General features: G+C 44.0%; 14 protein-coding genes and 2 tRNA genes. 6 read left to right on the forward strand and 10 right to left on the reverse strand.

Annotated features, from left to right (window positions below):
• Positions 1–40 precede the first annotated feature (40 nt).
• The 4 genes from PYW33_RS01470 to PYW33_RS01485 form a co-directional block, all read right to left on the reverse strand.
• A complete protein-coding gene (locus PYW33_RS01470) occupies positions 41–1543 on the reverse strand; it encodes a UvrD-helicase domain-containing protein (protein ID WP_004281118.1) in 1503 nt (500 codons plus the stop codon).
• A gap of 15 nt (positions 1544–1558) precedes the next feature.
• Positions 1559–2341, reverse strand: coding sequence for a bifunctional phosphoribosyl-AMP cyclohydrolase/phosphoribosyl-ATP diphosphatase HisIE (hisIE, locus tag PYW33_RS01475; protein WP_004644932.1), 783 nt, complete (start codon positions 2339–2341; stop codon positions 1559–1561).
• Positions 2342–2578: 237 nt separating this feature from the next.
• Positions 2579–3466, reverse strand: a complete 888-nt coding sequence (locus PYW33_RS01480; RefSeq protein WP_004644933.1) for an SDR family NAD(P)-dependent oxidoreductase — start codon at positions 3464–3466, stop codon at positions 2579–2581.
• A gap of 295 nt (positions 3467–3761) precedes the next feature.
• A complete protein-coding gene (locus PYW33_RS01485) occupies positions 3762–5039 on the reverse strand; it encodes an O-acetylhomoserine aminocarboxypropyltransferase/cysteine synthase family protein (RefSeq protein ID WP_004644934.1) in 1278 nt (425 codons plus the stop codon).
• Positions 5040–5347: 308 nt separating this feature from the next.
• On the opposite strand from PYW33_RS01485, the gene ettA reads away from it, so the two are divergent.
• Entirely contained in the window at positions 5348–7009 is a 1662-nt protein-coding gene (gene ettA, locus PYW33_RS01490) for an energy-dependent translational throttle protein EttA (RefSeq protein ID WP_005168915.1), read from the forward strand.
• Between the two features lie 69 nt (positions 7010–7078).
• On the opposite strand, the gene PYW33_RS01495 is transcribed toward ettA, so the two are convergent.
• The 5 genes from PYW33_RS01495 to PYW33_RS01515 form a co-directional block, all read right to left on the reverse strand.
• Positions 7079–7420: a membrane protein gene (locus tag PYW33_RS01495; RefSeq protein ID WP_004281123.1), complete on the reverse strand. Its 342-nt coding sequence runs from the start codon at positions 7418–7420 to the stop codon at positions 7079–7081.
• Positions 7421–7577: 157 nt separating this feature from the next.
• Positions 7578–7653, reverse strand: a tRNA-Glu gene (locus tag PYW33_RS01500).
• A 37-nt stretch (positions 7654–7690) separates the two neighbouring features.
• Positions 7691–7766, reverse strand: a tRNA-Ala gene (locus PYW33_RS01505).
• 57 nt (positions 7767–7823) lie between these two features.
• Positions 7824–9332 carry a glutamate--tRNA ligase gene (gene gltX, locus PYW33_RS01510; protein WP_004644936.1) on the reverse strand — a complete coding sequence of 503 codons (1509 nt, stop codon included), beginning with the start codon at positions 9330–9332 and terminating at the stop codon, positions 7824–7826.
• A 127-nt stretch (positions 9333–9459) separates the two neighbouring features.
• Entirely contained in the window at positions 9460–9762 is a 303-nt protein-coding gene (locus PYW33_RS01515) for a hypothetical protein (RefSeq protein WP_004644938.1), read from the reverse strand.
• A gap of 393 nt (positions 9763–10155) precedes the next feature.
• Between PYW33_RS01515 and PYW33_RS01520 the strand changes: the two genes are divergently transcribed.
• Both PYW33_RS01520 and PYW33_RS01525 read left to right on the forward strand, forming a co-directional pair.
• Positions 10156–11157 carry a sulfate ABC transporter substrate-binding protein gene (locus tag PYW33_RS01520; RefSeq protein WP_026055778.1) on the forward strand — a complete coding sequence of 334 codons (1002 nt, stop codon included), beginning with the start codon at positions 10156–10158 and terminating at the stop codon, positions 11155–11157.
• A gap of 244 nt (positions 11158–11401) precedes the next feature.
• Complete coding sequence (locus PYW33_RS01525; protein ID WP_026055777.1) at positions 11402–12421, forward strand: sulfate ABC transporter substrate-binding protein; 1020 nt, start codon at positions 11402–11404, stop codon at positions 12419–12421.
• Between the two features lie 58 nt (positions 12422–12479).
• Here the strand turns inward: PYW33_RS01525 and PYW33_RS01530 are convergent, their stop codons facing one another.
• Positions 12480–13784, reverse strand: coding sequence for an IS4 family transposase (locus tag PYW33_RS01530; RefSeq protein ID WP_004282307.1), 1305 nt, complete (start codon positions 13782–13784; stop codon positions 12480–12482).
• A 222-nt stretch (positions 13785–14006) separates the two neighbouring features.
• Between PYW33_RS01530 and rsmH the strand changes: the two genes are divergently transcribed.
• The 3 genes from rsmH (at position 14007) to ftsI (ending at position 17100) form a co-directional block, all read left to right on the forward strand.
• Positions 14007–14918: a 16S rRNA (cytosine(1402)-N(4))-methyltransferase RsmH gene (gene rsmH / locus PYW33_RS01535; protein WP_004644941.1), complete on the forward strand. Its 912-nt coding sequence runs from the start codon at positions 14007–14009 to the stop codon at positions 14916–14918.
• Positions 14919–14994: 76 nt separating this feature from the next.
• Positions 14995–15261 carry a cell division protein FtsL gene (ftsL, locus tag PYW33_RS01540; protein WP_370940785.1) on the forward strand — a complete coding sequence of 89 codons (267 nt, stop codon included), beginning with the start codon at positions 14995–14997 and terminating at the stop codon, positions 15259–15261.
• 15 nt (positions 15262–15276) lie between these two features.
• Complete coding sequence (ftsI, locus tag PYW33_RS01545) at positions 15277–17100, forward strand: penicillin-binding protein PBP3 (protein WP_004644942.1); 1824 nt, start codon at positions 15277–15279, stop codon at positions 17098–17100.
• The last annotated feature ends 7 nt before the right edge of the window (positions 17101–17107 follow it).

Consider the following 17107-nt stretch of genomic DNA (forward strand, 5'->3'; position numbering starts at 1 on the left):
GATCACCTGTCCTATGATGTTTACATCCATGCCATGCACCTTAACCGACTGCCTGCCGAAGCGACTGCGGCATTTTGATCTTCAGTTGCTGAATCAGGTCATAAATGTGATGAATATTTAAACTCACTTTAGCACGTGTACAGGCCACGTAAAGTAATCTTAATTCTTCATCACTAATTTTATGGTCTTTTTCATTCAGCTTAAACTGATAGTCATCTTCAATATGAACCCGATCCCATTCCAGACCTTTGGCCTTGTGTGCCGTGGAAATAATATAGTCGGCCTGGGCAATTGGTGTGATTTTAGCCAGAGCTTTTTTCAGCGGATCGGTGCCATGTTCGTCCACCAGTTTGACCAGTGGCTTGATGTCACTGCCTTCATTAGTTTCACAGTATTCATGGACATCATGCCAGGAGTTAAACCAGGCCAGTTCCGGCACATCAACCACACGTTTGCCCTGTTTCAGCATGGCAGCCGCATCGACAAAACGATTCAGTTTGACGTGATCGGCTTGCAGGCTGACTTTATCGCCACGAACTAAACCTGCTAATAACAGTTCCATGGCGCGGGCATTGGTCCGGCATAAAATTGCATCCCGCATTTTGGTATGCGGTTTATTCACGACTTTAGAATCTAATAGCGGATTGCCGAGTAAAGGCACAGTTTCATTTAAGGCACCTAAAATGGCATTGGCATTCAGGGCAATTTCAGGACCAAAACGAAATGAGGTGGTCAGGCGCGATTCAGGTAAGGGCAGTTGCTGCATGGCATTGACTGCGCCACGCCAGGCATAAATCTGCTGATGCGCGTCTCCGACATAAATCACCTGGGTGCTGCGCTGTTTCAGTAGAATTCCCAGCATTAAGGGATCGGCATCCTGAGCTTCATCGAATAGTACATAATCGGCCGGGATATTTGGCTCGGACAGCGCCCAGAGCTTCAGATAAATGTCATGACCGATGCCGGCCTGATGATTTGGATCAATCGACTCTAGCCAGCGTCGTTCGACTGCCGGATAAAGTTTCTTCTGTAAAGTCTCGATATCATCCGGATGCAACCAGCTCGGCGCCTGAATATGCCGTGGGGCAGGGTATTGCGAACTGGTCGAGCAGAAATAGCCGACCGCATTGGCAACCAAACTTGCCAGACGCGAAGGCATCAAGACATATTTTTCATAACGCCCACCCATCATACGGCGCATGGTCATCGGTTCAAGCCGGTATTCTTTGGCAATAAAACTTGGACTCAAGCGTGGCAAGCGCAGTTTGTCGGTGACTCCACGTGGAACACTGCGAAACGCCAGCGAGTGAAAAGTACGGCAATCGACACCCCGGTGAAACTTGGCCTGTGCTTCACTGGCAATGGCCTTGTTAAAAGCCAGATACATGCCACGTCTTTGTGGCATGGCATCACTGATCATTTGCAGGGTAGTGGTTTTACCTGTGCCCGCATAGGCAATCACCTTAAAGGATTTACCCAGACGTGCGTTATCAATGGCAGTCGCCTGCTCATAGGTCGCGGTCGGTTTTTTTAAATCAGACACAGATGAATTCAAGGCTTAATGCTGACGGTTGGCTTTTTCAACCAGGCCGGATAAGCCTTGGCGACGTGCCAGTTCATTTAATACCAATTGCACATCCAGGTCGAAATAGCCGAGCATGACGATAGTATGGAACCACAGATCTGCCACTTCATAGATCAGATCATTTTTATGGTCTGCGGAAGCATTCTGATCAAAATCTTTGGCTGCCAGCACGGTCTCAAAGCTTTCTTCACCGACTTTTTCCAGAATCTTGTTCAGGCCTTTATGGTACAACTTGGCCACATAAGATGAATCTGGATCGGCCTGTTTGCGTTCTGCCATCATCTGACCCAGATAAGACAGGACTTCGACCTGTTCAGATTGGGCGGTTGACGCTTCCATCGCCAGCGTATGCGGATTCGTGGATTTTTCGCCATAAATCGCAGAGGGATCTTTCAACTGTGCATCGACAATTTCCCAGCCATTTGGCGTGAGCTTGCGATAGAAGCATGATTCACGGCCAGTATGGCAGGCAATGCCACCATGCTGTTCAATTTGCAGCACAATCACGTCGGCATCACAGTCCAGACGGATTTCATGTACGGTTTGAAAATGTCCTGATTCTTCGCCCTTATGCCATAACTTGCTGCGTGAACGGGAGAAATACACCGCCTGATTTTTTTCGGCAGTTAAAGCCAAGGCTTCACGGTTCATCCAGGCCACCATCAATACACGTCCAGTTTGATGATGCTGGGCAATGGCAGGGACTAATCCTTGTTCGTTAAATTTTACTTCATCGAGCCATTGCGCGTTGTTCATAAGGGTTTCCATCATTTCAATCAAAATATAAAAATACGGATAGGAAATATCCGCTGATAGTGTACGTGATCTCGCAGCATTTGCGGCAAAAATCTGTATCGATCAGGACAGGCTGTGTCGTGGTTTTTTAAATCAGTTCACTTTATTCCATATCTTGCAAAACTGAGACAGAGAAAAGCCGCCCGGTCGGCGGCTCGCATTTCCATTAAATTATTCGTATGAAAACCGTATAAAAAATTACCAGTGTTCGCCCGGGAACAGACGTGCATATGCTTTTTGCACCAAGTTTAATTTTTGTGGTTGGCCCACAGATGCAGTTGAACTTGGGAACAGGTTATAGCCAATCGACATCAAGACATTGTTGATATCCGGTGCAATTGAATAGGTAATGGAAGCCAGGCGGCCCAAACCGGTCGCCACTTTTTTCGGACGTTTCACAATCGCATAGGCAATCAGGTCAGCCGCCTGTTCTGGGGAAAGCGTCGGTACATATTTATAGATTTTGGTCGGCGCAATCATCGGGGTACGCACCAAAGGCATATAGATCGATGTGATTGCGATTTTATGTGAATGTACTTCTGCAGACAGGCAGCGGCTAAAGGCATCCAGTGCAGCTTTTGAAGCGACATAGGCTGAAAAACGGGTGGCATTGGCCAGTACGCCAATCGAACTGATGTTAATAATATGACCCGCGCGACGAATCATCATTTGCGGCAGGATATTCATCACCAGACGCACCGCGCCGAAATAGTTCAGCTGCATGGTACGTTCAAAATCATGAAAACGATCTACCGACTCATGTACGGCACGGCGAATCGAACGTCCTGCATTATTGATCAGAATATCAATATGATCGACTGAGGCAATAATCTGTTTGGAAACTTCATCAATCGCTTCCATATTGTTTAAATCACATGGAAAGATTGAGGCTTTGCCGCCTTTGGCTTCAATTTCTGATTTTACTTGTTCTAGGGTTTCCTGAGTACGGGCCACCAGTAAAACATGGGCACCTGCATCAGCCAGTTGATGTGCTGTCGTTAAACCAATACCGCTGGATGCACCGGTAATCAGGACGGTTTTACCTGCAACACGTTTTTCCAGTTGTTTGTGTAGTCTAGTTTTCACGTTTGTTATCCCTAATTTGAAGTCAGCGTTCAAATTATTTTTATTAAAGGTCTATGGCGCTCTAATAGAAGATGAGAGCGAAGGTGAGTCCAGATATGATAACCAATTCTTCAGGAAAATCTATAAATTAAAGTATTGAAATTAAAATAAAAATTAGAGTAATTGCTCTATTTGTGTTCACTCTTTCATTTAACTTTTAACATGAAAATAAAAAGTAAAGCAAGTGGCTGTTTTAGAAAATAAATAAAAAAACCTCACCAAAATGATGAGGTTTCGAAGCGGCTCGGACACCTTTTTAAACGGCCGCCAGCGCCTGTTCCAGATCGGCAATCAGGTCATCACTATGTTCAATCCCAATGGATAAACGCACCATATCCTCACTGACGCCTGCCGATTTTAACTCTTCGGCATTGAGCTGACGATGCGTAGTAGTCGCCGGATGGCAGGCCAGACTTTTAGCGTCGCCGATATTGACCAGACGGGTGAACAATTGCAGGGCATCAATAAAACGTGTGCCGCCTTCGAGACCATGTTCTACCCCAAAGGTCAGAATGGCAGAAGGTTTACCTTTCACATATTTCTGTGCCAAGGCATGCTGTGGGTGATCTTTCAGGCCGGCGTAATTGACCCATTTCACTTTAGGATGTTTTTGCAGATATTCAGCGACTTTCAGTGCATTTTCGGTATGACGTTCCATACGCAAGCTTAAAGTTTCCAGACCTTGCAGAATCAAAAACACATTCTGCGGACTGATCGCAGCGCCGGTATTACGCAGTGGCACTACACGCGCACGTGCGATATATGCTGCTTCCCCCAAAACTTCGACATAGTTCACGCCATGGTAGCTTGGATCAGGCGTATTCAGGGCAGGGAAACGTTCAGGGTATTTACCCCACGGGAATTTGCCGCTATCCACAATAATGCCGCCAATTGAATTACCATGACCACCGATATATTTGGTCAGGGAATGCACCACAATATCCGCACCAAAGTCGAAAGATTTTTGTAGTACTGGGGTGGCAACGGTATTGTCGACAATCACCGGTACGCCATATTCATGTGCAATTTTAGCAATGGCTTCCAGATCAATAATATTACCCAGTGGATTACCAATCGATTCGACAAAGACCAGTTTGGTTTTTTCATCAATCAAGTCACGCAGACTTTCCGGCTTTTCATAATCAAAGAAACGGACTTCAATGCCCTGTTTTGGTAGGGTATGGGCAAAGAGGTTATAGGTACCGCCATATAGCGTTGACACAGAAGCAATGTTGTCACCCGCTTCCGCAATGGTCTGAATCGCATAAGTAATCGCAGCCATGCCAGAGGCCAAAGCCAGCGCGCCAATTCCACCTTCCAGTGCTGCGACACGTTGTTCCAGAACCGCAGTGGTCGGGTTCATAATTCGGGTATAGATATTGCCCTGTACCTTTAAATCGAACAAATCGGCCCCATGTTGAGTATTGTCAAAGGCATAAGACGTAGTTTGGTAAATTGGCACTGCAACTGCTTTGGTGGTGGCTTCAGGGCTATAACCTGCATGAATCGCAAGGGTTTCTGCTTTATAACTCATTCTGTTTGATCTTCTTGTTTAAGTTTATGGCTTGAGTGTAGCATTTTCACATATGAGTAAAAGTGCAATTTTATTGAAATAAATATATGAAATATTCATATATCGACCTGGATTTGAGTCGTTTATTTTACTGAAAACAACTGTTTAAAAAAACATCATCAATAAACTTGTAACAATGCATTGAAGTTCATGGCAATGGCTTATGTTTTCGCAGCTTTCTGCGTATAATAGCCGATTATTTTTTCGCTCTTTTTTGAGCTGGGGTGGTTGTTTTAACCCCATTTGGTTTTTCAGTTGAGGAGTCCTACGTGGCCCAATATATTTATACGATGAACCGAGTGTCTAAGATGGTGCCGCCGAAACGCGAAATCCTGAAAGATATCTCCTTATCATTTTTCCCGGGCGCAAAAATTGGTGTGCTTGGTCTAAACGGTGCAGGTAAATCGACCTTGCTTCGTATTATGGCGGGCGTAGATAAAGATTTCTCTGGTGAAGCACGTGCACAACCAGGTACTAAAATCGGTTATCTCGAGCAAGAGCCGCCTTTAGATGAAACTAAAGACGTGCGTGGCAACGTTGAAGATGGTCTGCGTGAGCCGCTGGATGCTTTGGCACGTCTTGACGAAGTATTTGCAGAATATGCAGCAGAAGATGCTGACTTTGATGCACTTGCAAAAGAGCAAGAAAAGCTCGAAGCCATTATCCATGCATGGGATGCACATAACCTTGCCAATCAGATGGATCAGGCAGCTGCTGCACTGAACCTTCCAGCTTGGGATGCCGATGTTAAACTGCTTTCAGGTGGTGAACGCCGCCGTGTGGCACTGTGCCGTTTGCTCTTGTCTAAGCCAGACATGTTGCTTCTTGACGAACCGACGAACCATTTAGATGCATCATCTGTTGCCTGGTTAGAACGTTTCTTGAAAGACTTCCCGGGTACCATCGTTGCGATTACGCATGACCGTTATTTCTTGGATAACGTGGCTGAGTGGATTCTTGAGCTTGACCGTGGCATGGGCATTCCATACCAAGGTAACTACTCTTCTTGGTTAGAGCAGAAAAATGCGCGTCTAGAGCAAGAGAACAAGCAAGAAGAATCTTTTGCTAAAGCATTGAAAAAAGAACTTGAATGGGTTCGCTCAAATGCCAAAGGCCAGCAAAAGAAAAACAAAGCGCGTATGGAGCGTTTTGAAGAGCTTAACTCGCGTGAATTCCAACAGCGTAACGAAACCTCTGAAATCTACATTCCACCTGGCCCACGTCTAGGCAACAAGGTTGTAGAAGTTGAAGGCATCAGCAAATCGTTTGGTGATCGTACCCTGTATAAAGATTTATCATTCGTTGTACCGCCTGCTGCGATCGTGGGTATCGTCGGTGAGAACGGTGCAGGTAAAACCACACTGTTCCGCATGATGACCGGTGAACAACAACCGGATACCGGTTCTGTGGTACTGGGTGAGTCGGTGAAAGTGGCTTATGTGGGTCAGATTCGTGACACGCTTGATGACAACAAAACGGTTTGGGAAGAAGTTTCTGGCGGTTTAGACATCTTGAAGATTGGCGAATACGAAATTGCATCTCGTGCATATATCGGTCGTTTTAACTTTAAAGGCCAGGATCAGCAAAAACGTGTCGGTCAATTGTCAGGTGGTGAGCGTAACCGTTTACAACTTGCGAAAATCCTGCAAATGGGTGCTAACGTAATCTTGCTCGATGAACCGTCAAACGACTTGGACATCGAAACCTTACGTGCGCTTGAGGATGCCATTCTGGTGTTCCCGGGTACTGTGATGGTGATCTCGCATGACCGTTGGTTCCTGGACCGTATTGCAACGCACATTTTGTCATTTGAAGGCGAAACCCCTGAATTCTTCACCGGTAACTATGCTGAGTTTGAAGAATATCGCCGTAAGCGCGATGGTGATGATCTGGTTGCGAAGCGTCAAAAATACCGTAAAATTGGTGTTTAATCCCTGATTTTAAAATAAAAAACCAGCCTTCGGGCTGGTTTTTGTGCTTATAGGGTGGTGGGTAATGACTTAGATTTCCCACTCATGATTACATTCACGACATTTCCATTTCTTTTGGGTCTGCATGAAGGCCTGCATGGAAATTTTAAAATCAGGCAAATCTTTATAGAACATAAAGCCTGCAATCAAAGAAAGAATAAAGACGATGACGGTTGCAGTCTGTAAAGTTGTACCTGCACCATCACCAAAGATCCACATCGCGATACTGATGATCACTAGCAATAATAATAGGAATAGGGCGGGCACCAGAAACATCAGGCTTTTAGGAACCACCGGACGTGGAGCTGCTTGACCTGGCTGGGCCACCGGCATGATTTTCGGGCTTTGACACTTAGGGCAACGATATTGCATTACAACTCCAAAATTCTAAATTACTGATTATTTTATCGGAAGATGCGAAGAAACCGAAATATTGCCCAACATAAAATATACAGGCAATAAAAAACCCAAGTCGCAATGCTTGGGTTTTTTATAAGATCACCATAATATATTATGGTCATCTTGAATATGGCGTCCCTACGGGGATTCGAACCCCGGTTACCGCCGTGAAAGGGCGATGTCCTAGGCCTCTAGACGATAGGGACAATTGAGGCAATAACACAGCTAAAGCAAGACTTGATTTGGTGGAGTCAAGGAGGATCGAACTCCTGACCTCTACAATGCCATTGTAGCGCTCTACCAACTGAGCTATGACCCCAGTCTGTGTGAGCGCTATATTAGGGATATCGCGCTCACACGTCAACACAAAAATTAATTAAGCTTGATCAACTGCTTCATTTTTCGGCAACTTTAAGCTTTCATTAAGTTTTTCCCAGACTTTCAGCTCTTTTTTACTTGGACCACCGACAATTTCCAGCGCACGACGTAAACGTGCAAAGGTTAAATCAGGACCAATGGTCACCATCGTTTGCATCACTGGTGTAGACGCAGTCGAACCGGCAATCGCAATAAAGAAGGCAGGCATGAAATCACGTAGCTTGATTTCCATCTGTGTCGCCAGGTCCATCAAGGTCTGGCTCACCGTGTCGTTATTCCAGGTGAACAGACTTTCCAGACGCCAAATTGCGAATTGAAGACTTTGACGTACCTGTTCATCCGACAGTTTCTTGCTTTCAAACTGTTCTTTAGACAGAGTCGGGAAGTGGTTGAAATAATGTGCCGACCAGTTCACTGCTTCAGACAGCAGGTTAATACGTGGCTGAATCGCAGCGGCAATTTCTTCTAATTTGACACGATCTGCTTTCCAGGCCAATAAAGTGTCTAGAAGTTCAGCCGGGCTGAGTGCCTTGATCCATTGACCATTCAGCCAGTTTAGTTTCTCGACATCAAAGATCGGACCACCGAGTGATACACGTTTGATATCAAAATGTTCAATCATTTCAGCCAAAGTGAATTTTTCACTTTCATCTGGCATTGACCAGCCCATACGACCCAAGTAGTTCAACAAGGCTTCAGGCAATACACCGATGTCTCTATAGTAGTTAATTGAGGTCGGGTTTTTACGTTTAGACAGCTTAGATTTATCCGGGTTACGCAGCAGTGGCATGTGGCATAGTATCGGCATTTCCCAACCAAAATATTGATATAGCAACTGATGTTTTGGTGCAGATGGAATCCATTCTTCACCACGAATTACGTGGGTGATTTGCATCAAATGGTCATCCACCACGTTAGCCAAGTGGTAGGTTGGGAGGCCATCGGTTTTTAGCAGAATCTGCATGTCTACTTGTGCCCATGGAATCTCGACTTCACCACGTAGCATGTCATTGAATTTACATACGCCTTCAGTTGGTACTTTCATACGGATGACGTGTGCTTCACCAGCAGCCAAACGGCGCTCAACTTCTTCTTGAGTGAGATTCAGACCGCGACCGTCATAACGTGGCGACTCACCACGTGCCTGCTGTTCTGCACGCATTTGATCCAGTTCTTCAGCAGTTGCGAAACAGTAGAAAGCATGACCTTTCTCTACCAGTTCCAAGGCATAATTTTTATAGATATCCATACGTTCTGACTGACGGTATGGCGCATGCGGGCCACCGACATCAGGACCTTCAGACCAGTTCAGACCCAGCCAGCGCAATGAATCCAGGATCATTTTTTCAGATTCAGGCGTTGAACGCAGTTGGTCAGTATCTTCAATACGAAGAATGAATTCACCGCCATGCTGTTTAGCAAAACATAAGTTAAACAAGGCGATATAGGCAGTACCTACATGCGGAAAACCAGTAGGAGAAGGTGCAATACGAGTACGAACAGTCATAACCGGATCTAATCTTAGATATAAAATTGCAGCTATTATAGCGAAAAAGCCACATCACTTAATGCTTTATTCAACATTGAGTGATGTGGCTTTTAAATCTGGGAATATTCAGCGCTGTTGAGGCTGATTAAGAATGAGCGTTCGAAAAAATACTTTGGACAAAGCGGGTGAAGCGGTAATTCTGTTCTGCAAAGAAACTTTGCGAAGGTGCGACTTTAAATGCAGTTAAGACTTTTAGATTATCTTCTGTTTGAAGTGTTTTTTCAGTTTTTTGTTGCTGAATCGCTTTTTCAATCGGCGAAGTCTTGCTTTCAACAGTGCTTACTGTAGGCTTCGGCAAATCTGTCTTCACAACGACGGCATGACCGAGTTGAATCGAGAACAACATAATCAGGCTTAGGATGCTGGCTGTGAATAATGTAAATTTCATATCCAAACTTCCTCCTTACTTCTGGTTGGTTTTATTTTGTTAAAAATGTTTTTTTAATACTCTGTCTACAATTTAATCACAGTTGATCATAAAGAAGTAGAACCAAGTCACATTTTTTACAAAAGAAATAATATAACTCTGTGGAAAATTACCAAAAATCGTAATTTCCTGTTTTGGTGGCCTATTTTTAACAGACAACTGTGAAGAGAACGTGAAGAACTGTCTTATATTGTAGCAGAAGATTACTTTTCTAGCAGAATATGTATCCGAATTTAATTGTTAGTAGATATCTCAAAATCAGAAATAGATTATAGATATTGTTATAAATATATGATTGTCATGTTTATTTTTGATTTGTATAGTGCAGGTCATATAAACACTGAGTTACATCAGATGAAAAAAATAATAGCATCCGCAATCTTGACAATTATAGTGGGAACAGCAGTACAGAATTCCGTCGCTAAAGATTTCCTGAATGTCTCTTATGACCCAACCCGTGAATTTTATCAGGAATATAATGAAGAATTTGACAAGTTCTGGAAGCAGAAAACCGGACAAACGGTTAATTTTAAACAGTCGCATGGTGGTTCAGGCAAGCAGGCGCGTTCAGTGGTCGATGGTTTGCAGGCTGATATCGTGACCCTGGCCTTAGCCAATGATATCGAAGAAATCGTCAATGCAGGTTTAATAGAGAAAGGTTGGCAAAAAGAGTTTTCGAGTAATTCGGCACCTTATACCTCTACGATTGTATTCTTGGTGCGTAAAGGGAATCCGAAGCAAATCAAAGACTGGAATGATCTGACCAAAGCGGGTGTGGACATTATTACCCCAAACCCGAAAACCGGTGGTGCGCCGCGTTGGATCTACCTGTCTGCTTGGGGTTATGCACTGAAACAGCCCGGCGGTAATGATGCGAAAGCCAAAGAGCTGGTGAAAAAACTTTATCAAAATGTCAAAGTGTTAGATTCCGGTGCCCGTGGTTCACTGACCACGTTTGCCGAGCGCGGCATTGGTGATGTGCTTTTATCCTGGGAAAATGAAGCTTTGCTGGCGACCCAAGGTCTGGGTAAAGACAAATACGATATCGTCTATCCATCGATTTCAATTCTGGCCGAGCCATCGGTAGCGATTGTCGATAAGAACGTGAATAAAAATGGGACTACCCATCTGGCAAAAGGCTATTTGAACTATTTATATTCACCAAAAGGGCAGGAGCTTGCTGCGAAATATTTCTTCCGCCCGCGGGATGCCAAAGTCGCTGCTAAATATTCAGCCCAGTTCCCGAAAATACAGACCTTTACCATTGATAAAGTTTTTGGTGGTTGGGCCAAAGCGCAAAAAACGCATTTTATCAATGGGGCGATTTATGACCAGATTTACAATGAAAAAAGATAAGTAAGCTGTAGTCTAAATACAATAAAGAAAATGGCTAAAGTGTTATCCATTTTCTTTATATCTAATGCATAAAATTCTATATATTAGATATAAGTAGAATAATAAATTGTATTTTCCTTTTAAAAACAAAATATTAAGTCAGAAAAACCTTTCATTTTATCGTGTTGTGATGTTGTAGGGTGAATTGCGATAAATGATTTTATTTCATATAGTTATATCTAATGAAGATAAACTCCGTGCTGCCATGAAAACTCAATTAAAATCGTTATTTAGTGCTGCCTTATTGGCGACTGGTTTAGGCATGACCGCGACTGCTTCACAAGCAGCAGACCGTCAGTTTCTGAATGTATCCTATGATGCCACGCGTGAGTTCTATGATGAATTTAACAAATCATTTGGGGCTTACTGGAAAAACCGCACCGGTCTGGATGTGAATTTTAAGCAGTCACATGGCGGTTCGGGCAAACAGGCACGTTCTGTGGTCGATGGCCTGAAAGGTGATGTGGTGACCTTGGCACTCGCCAATGACATTGAAGAAATTGTGAAATCTGGCCAGATTCAACCAGGCTGGCAAAAGGAATTCCCACACAACTCGGCACCTTATACCTCGACGATCGTATTCATGGTACGCAAGGGTAACCCAAAAGGTATCAAGGACTGGAATGACTTAACCAAACCAGGCGTGCAAATTATTACGCCAAACCCGAAAACGGGTGGTTTGCCGCGTTGGGTGTATCTGTCTGCATGGGGTTATGCCGAGAAACAGCCAGGCGGCAATAAAGCTAAAGCACAGGATTTTGTTGGCAAACTTTATAAGAACGTGAAAGTGATGGATTCTGCTGCACGTGCTTCAATGACCACCTTTGCCGAGCGTGGAATTGGCGATGTATTGCTGACTTGGGAAAATGAAGCCTTGGTCACGCAAAAAACCTTGGGTAAAAACAAGTTTGATATCGTTTATCCATCGATTACGATTTTGACTGAACCGTCAGTGGCGATTGTGGATCGTACGGTAGAGAAAAATGGCAATAAATGGTTAGCAACAGGTTATATCAATTACCTGTATTCACCGTTGGGTCAGGAAATGGCAGCTAAACATTTCTATCGTCCACGTAATGAAAAAGTATTAGCCAAATATTCAGCACAGTTCCCGAAAATCAAAACCTTTACCATTGATGAAGTCTTTGGTGGTTGGGCCAATGCACAGAAAACCCATTTTGTGAATGGTGCAATTTTCGACCAGATTTATAACAGCAAACGTTAATTGATCTGCCAAGTCATCTGGATTGAAAAAAGCCTCCAAAACCGGTAATGCCAGTCAGTTAAGAAATTGACTGGCATTTTCTTGGATATTTTTGTGCTTTAATTTTCACTACTCGCGGACATTGCCTTTGCCTTTTTTCAGGTAATACAAATATTTTAGATTGTTCAAATAATTGCGCTAAATGTTTGGGTAGGTTTCCTGCTGATTCTAAAGGTGTGTGCCTTAAGATATTGATAATACTCATAGATGCAATATGGAAACTGATCCTTAAAGGACTCACCTTTGCATGTTCAGCGATAAACCTCATCTGTCTTCTTAAGATATTATATGCAATAAATACCCCCCACAATTCTTGATAGACCAAATCAGGTTGTTTGCTTCTTAAAATCCTTGCATCCTGTAAATCACTTTTAATTTCCCGATAACACATTTCTATTTCCCAACGCTGGATATAAAGCATTGCAAGGTCTTTGAATGGATAAACTTTAGAATCTGTTAATGATGTAATGTAACGTCTTATTTTTCCTGCATATTCAACTTCAATTAAACGTGCTTCCCAATAGTCACCCAATGACGGATTTATCTTTTTTGCTCTTGCTGAAACAGGCATTTTGATCTGAAAGTCATGGGCCGCATTATGATGAATCACTTCATAACGCAGGTTGTCCTTTGCTCGCATCAACCAATGACTCTCTTCTGCCTGAGATTGCCAGCTCACTAAAAAATCAGCAGAGAAGTAAGCACGATCAAATAGGGTAATACTGCGAACTGGTGCTTTTAATTGACTGGCTAAGGTTAATTCACCTTGATCCATACTACCCATTTGGGCATCAATCATTTCATGGGTATTGGTATTCACCAGGCAAGTCGCTCTAACTTGTGGGTAAGGTGCAGCTGCTGTTTTGCCTTTGGATGAACCAAAGTGCTTAAAGTTTTCTTCTGTATGAGGCATAGACCAAACCACACCATCTACAGCACAAACGCATAGACCGTGAAAGTTGCTATATTGTTGTTGTGAGTCTTTAAACCATGCCTGACTTAATGTCGAAAATAAAGCACTCATGGGTTCTAAGCCTAAGCGTTGTCTTGCTTGTACGGATGCACTCGGTACACAGTATTCTGCCGTACCGAAAACAAGTTGCAATTGTTGAACCACATACCAAATCGGTTGATTTCGAAATAGAGCAAGTCCGATTACCAGCCAAACAACATGTTCAGCAGGCAGTTTTCTTTTTCGAATTGATGCTTTACCTGTTTGGTCTAAGCAATCTTCAATCCAGTTTAAATCAATCAATTCACTGAATTGTGAAAGTGAAGGTAGGGTTTGTTTTAATGTTAAATCTAGATTCTGAGATAAATTCATAAAAAAAGAGCGTATTTACATACGCTCTTTTTACAGCATTTTAACTTTTTTTGCTTAACTGACTGGCATTACTCCAAAACCGGAGGCTTTCTTGTATTAGAAAAATGCTAAAACGGTTTTCTCTATGGAAAGTAATATTTATCTACAAAAAGTCGTTTGGAGCTTTGCCTAAACAGGGTGATAATGTGCAGTTAAATTTTTCCCCCTATTGATTGAGTTTTTATGTCACATATTTCTGTATTACTTCACGAAACGATTGATGCCTTGTTGGCGGGTCGCAATACGGGAACTTATGTGGATGGTACCTTTGGCCGTGGTGGGCATACGCGTTTATTACTGTCCAAATTAGATGAAAATGCACGCGTCTATGCCTTTGATAAAGATCCACAAGCACTGGCTGTAGCGGCTGAACTCGAACAAGAAGATTCACGTTTTAAAATTATTCATGCCAGCTTTGCTGATCTGAAAGATGCATTGGCTGAACTGGGCATTGAACACGTCGATGGGGTAATGGCGGATCTCGGTGTTTCTTCACCGCAGCTGGATCAGGCTGAACGTGGTTTCAGTTTTATGAAAGATGGCCCGCTGGATATGCGCATGGATAACTCGCAAGGTCCGACCGCAGCAGAATGGCTGACCCAGATTGAAGAAGAAGCGCTGGCGAATATCATTTTTAAATATGGTGAAGAGCGTTATAGTCGCCGTATTGCCAAAGCAATTAAAGCTGCTGGATATATTGATACCACGGCAAAGCTGGCTGAGATCGTAAAAGTAGCGCATCCGAAATGGGAAAAAAATAAGCATGCTGCGACCCGTACTTTCCAGGCGATTCGTATTGCTATTAATAAGGAATTAGAAGATATTGAAATCTTCTTGCCTCAGGCCGTTGAAATCTTGAAACCTGAAGCACGTTTGGCGGTGATTAGCTTCCATTCACTGGAAGACCGTTTGATTAAACAATTTATTCAAAAAGAGTCAACGCTTGAAGAGGATTCAGGCTGGGGAATGCCACAACAACAGAAAGATACGCGACGTTTAAAGAAAGTTTCTCGTGTTAAAGCCAGTGAGGAGGAGGTCAAAGCCAATCCTCGTTCACGTAGCGCATGGCTCCGGGTAGCAGAACGTTTAGCTTAATAGGCAGATCATGAAAACGGAAGTGGTTGATAAAAAAACAGAAAAATTGTGGCTGAAAAAAGTTACAATCTATCTCATGCTGATATTGATGGTCTTCATCAGTGCAGTATTTGTGGTATTTCAGGTATTTGAATACCGTCAGGACAACAGAAAGCTGAGTACCTATCTGCGTGAAAGGGATGACCTGAATGCAGAGTGGGGGCGTTTGCTAATTGAACAGCAAACTTTTGGCGCGACGGCACAGATCGGTACGCGTGCAGTGACACAGCTGCGTATGTATTCACCTCCGGTTTCACAAAGTGTCGTGATTTCCTTACCACAAACTTCAGATGAGAAAAAATAAGGCTAGCGTTCCGACATGGTAGACAAGAGAAAGAAGCAACCGGTACGTAAAAAACAATCGGTCACCGACAAAAATGCCTCAAATGTTTATATCAATCGTTTTTACATCATGTGGGCGGTGGTGCTGCTGTGTTTTGTGACACTGATTTGCCGTGCTTTCTATGTACAGATTATTAATAAAGATTTTTTGCAAAATAAAGCCAATGCCAATATTTTAAGAACCAATACCATCAAGGCGATGCGTGGCGTGATTTATGATCGTAATGGCATTCCATTGGCGATCAGTACTCCGATCATGAAAATTGTGATTGATCCACGTGATTATTTTGACAATAAAAAACTCTATGACGAGACCATGCTGGCGCTGGAAAAAGAACCGAATAGCCGCAAGCTCAAACGTCAGTTACCCGATAAAAACCTGAATCTGGATGAGCTGGCTGATGCAGTCGGTATGGATCGGGCAGAACTGCGCAAAAAAATGGAAGAACGTCCGCGTTCACGTTATCTGATCCTGAAAAAAGAAGTTCCGCCACAACAGGCCGAACTGATCATGAAACGTAAGTTTCAGGGCGTATATACCGAGAAAAACTATAAACGTTATTATCCGCAGCCGCAGCCAAACTCTCAGATTATTGGCTTGACCAATAGCGAAGGCAGCGGCATTGAAGGTCTGGAAATGCAGCTGAATAGCCGTCTTTCCGGAAAGGATGGCGAGCAGCAGATCATTCGCGATAAAAAAGGCAACCGGGTCAAAGAACCTGAAGTGATTAAAGAAGTTGAGCCGGGCGAAAATATTACCCTGAGTATCGACTCGCGTCTCCAATATATTATGTACCGTGAGCTGACGGCGGCCGGTGTTGCCAATAATGCCCGTTCAGCGACTGCGATTGCGGTAGATGTCAAAACCGGTGAAATTCTGGCGCTGTCCTCATGGCCATCCTATAACCCGAATGATAAAAACAGCCTGCTCAATAAGGATGCCATGCGTAACCGCGGTGCAGTCGATTCTTTCGAGCCGGGCTCGACCATGAAGCCGCTCACTGTAGCGATGGCCTTGGAAAGTGGCAAATATACGGCGAATTCAGTCGTGAATACCACACCGGGCAGTATGCGGGTTGGTAATCATACCATTCGTGATACGCATAACTATGGTCAGTTGACTTTGGGTGGCATTATCCAGAAATCCTCTAACGTTGGTGTGGCGAAACTGGCCTTATCGTTGCCGTATGAAACCTTACCAACCTTCTATAAACGCCTCGGTTTTGGTCAGCGTTCAGCGGTGAAATTCCCGGGGGAAAGTGCTGGTCTGATTCTGCCGCCAAGCAAATGGAATGTATCAGAAGTGGCGACCATGTCCTATGGTTATGGCCTGAATGCGACCGTCCTTCAGCTGGCTGACGCCTATGCCATGCTGGCCAATAAAGGCGTAAAAATGCCGCTAAGTCTGTATAAGCTGGAAGAACAGCCGCAGGGTGAACAGATGATCGATGCCAATATTGCCGATCAGGTGCTGATGATGATGGAAACCGCAACCTTGCCAGGTGGTACGGCGACTCGCGCAACCATTCCAGGCTATCGTGTGGCAGGTAAAACCGGTACTGCACATAAGCTGCGTGCTGACCGTAAAGGTTATTCGACCAATGAATACCGGGCTTTATTTGCCGGTGTAGCACCCGTCAGTGATCCACGGATCGCCATGGTGGTGGTGGTAGAAAACCCACAGGGCACCTACTATGGGGGTACCGTATCTGCACCGGTCTTTGCCCGCGTGATGCAGGAATCTCTGCGTCTCCTGAATGTCCCTTTGGACAAACCTTTAGAACCTCCCAAAGTCCAGTAAATAGGTG

It is taken from the genome of Acinetobacter lwoffii, from assembly GCF_029024105.1.
GTDB lineage: Bacteria > Pseudomonadota > Gammaproteobacteria > Pseudomonadales > Moraxellaceae > Acinetobacter > Acinetobacter lwoffii.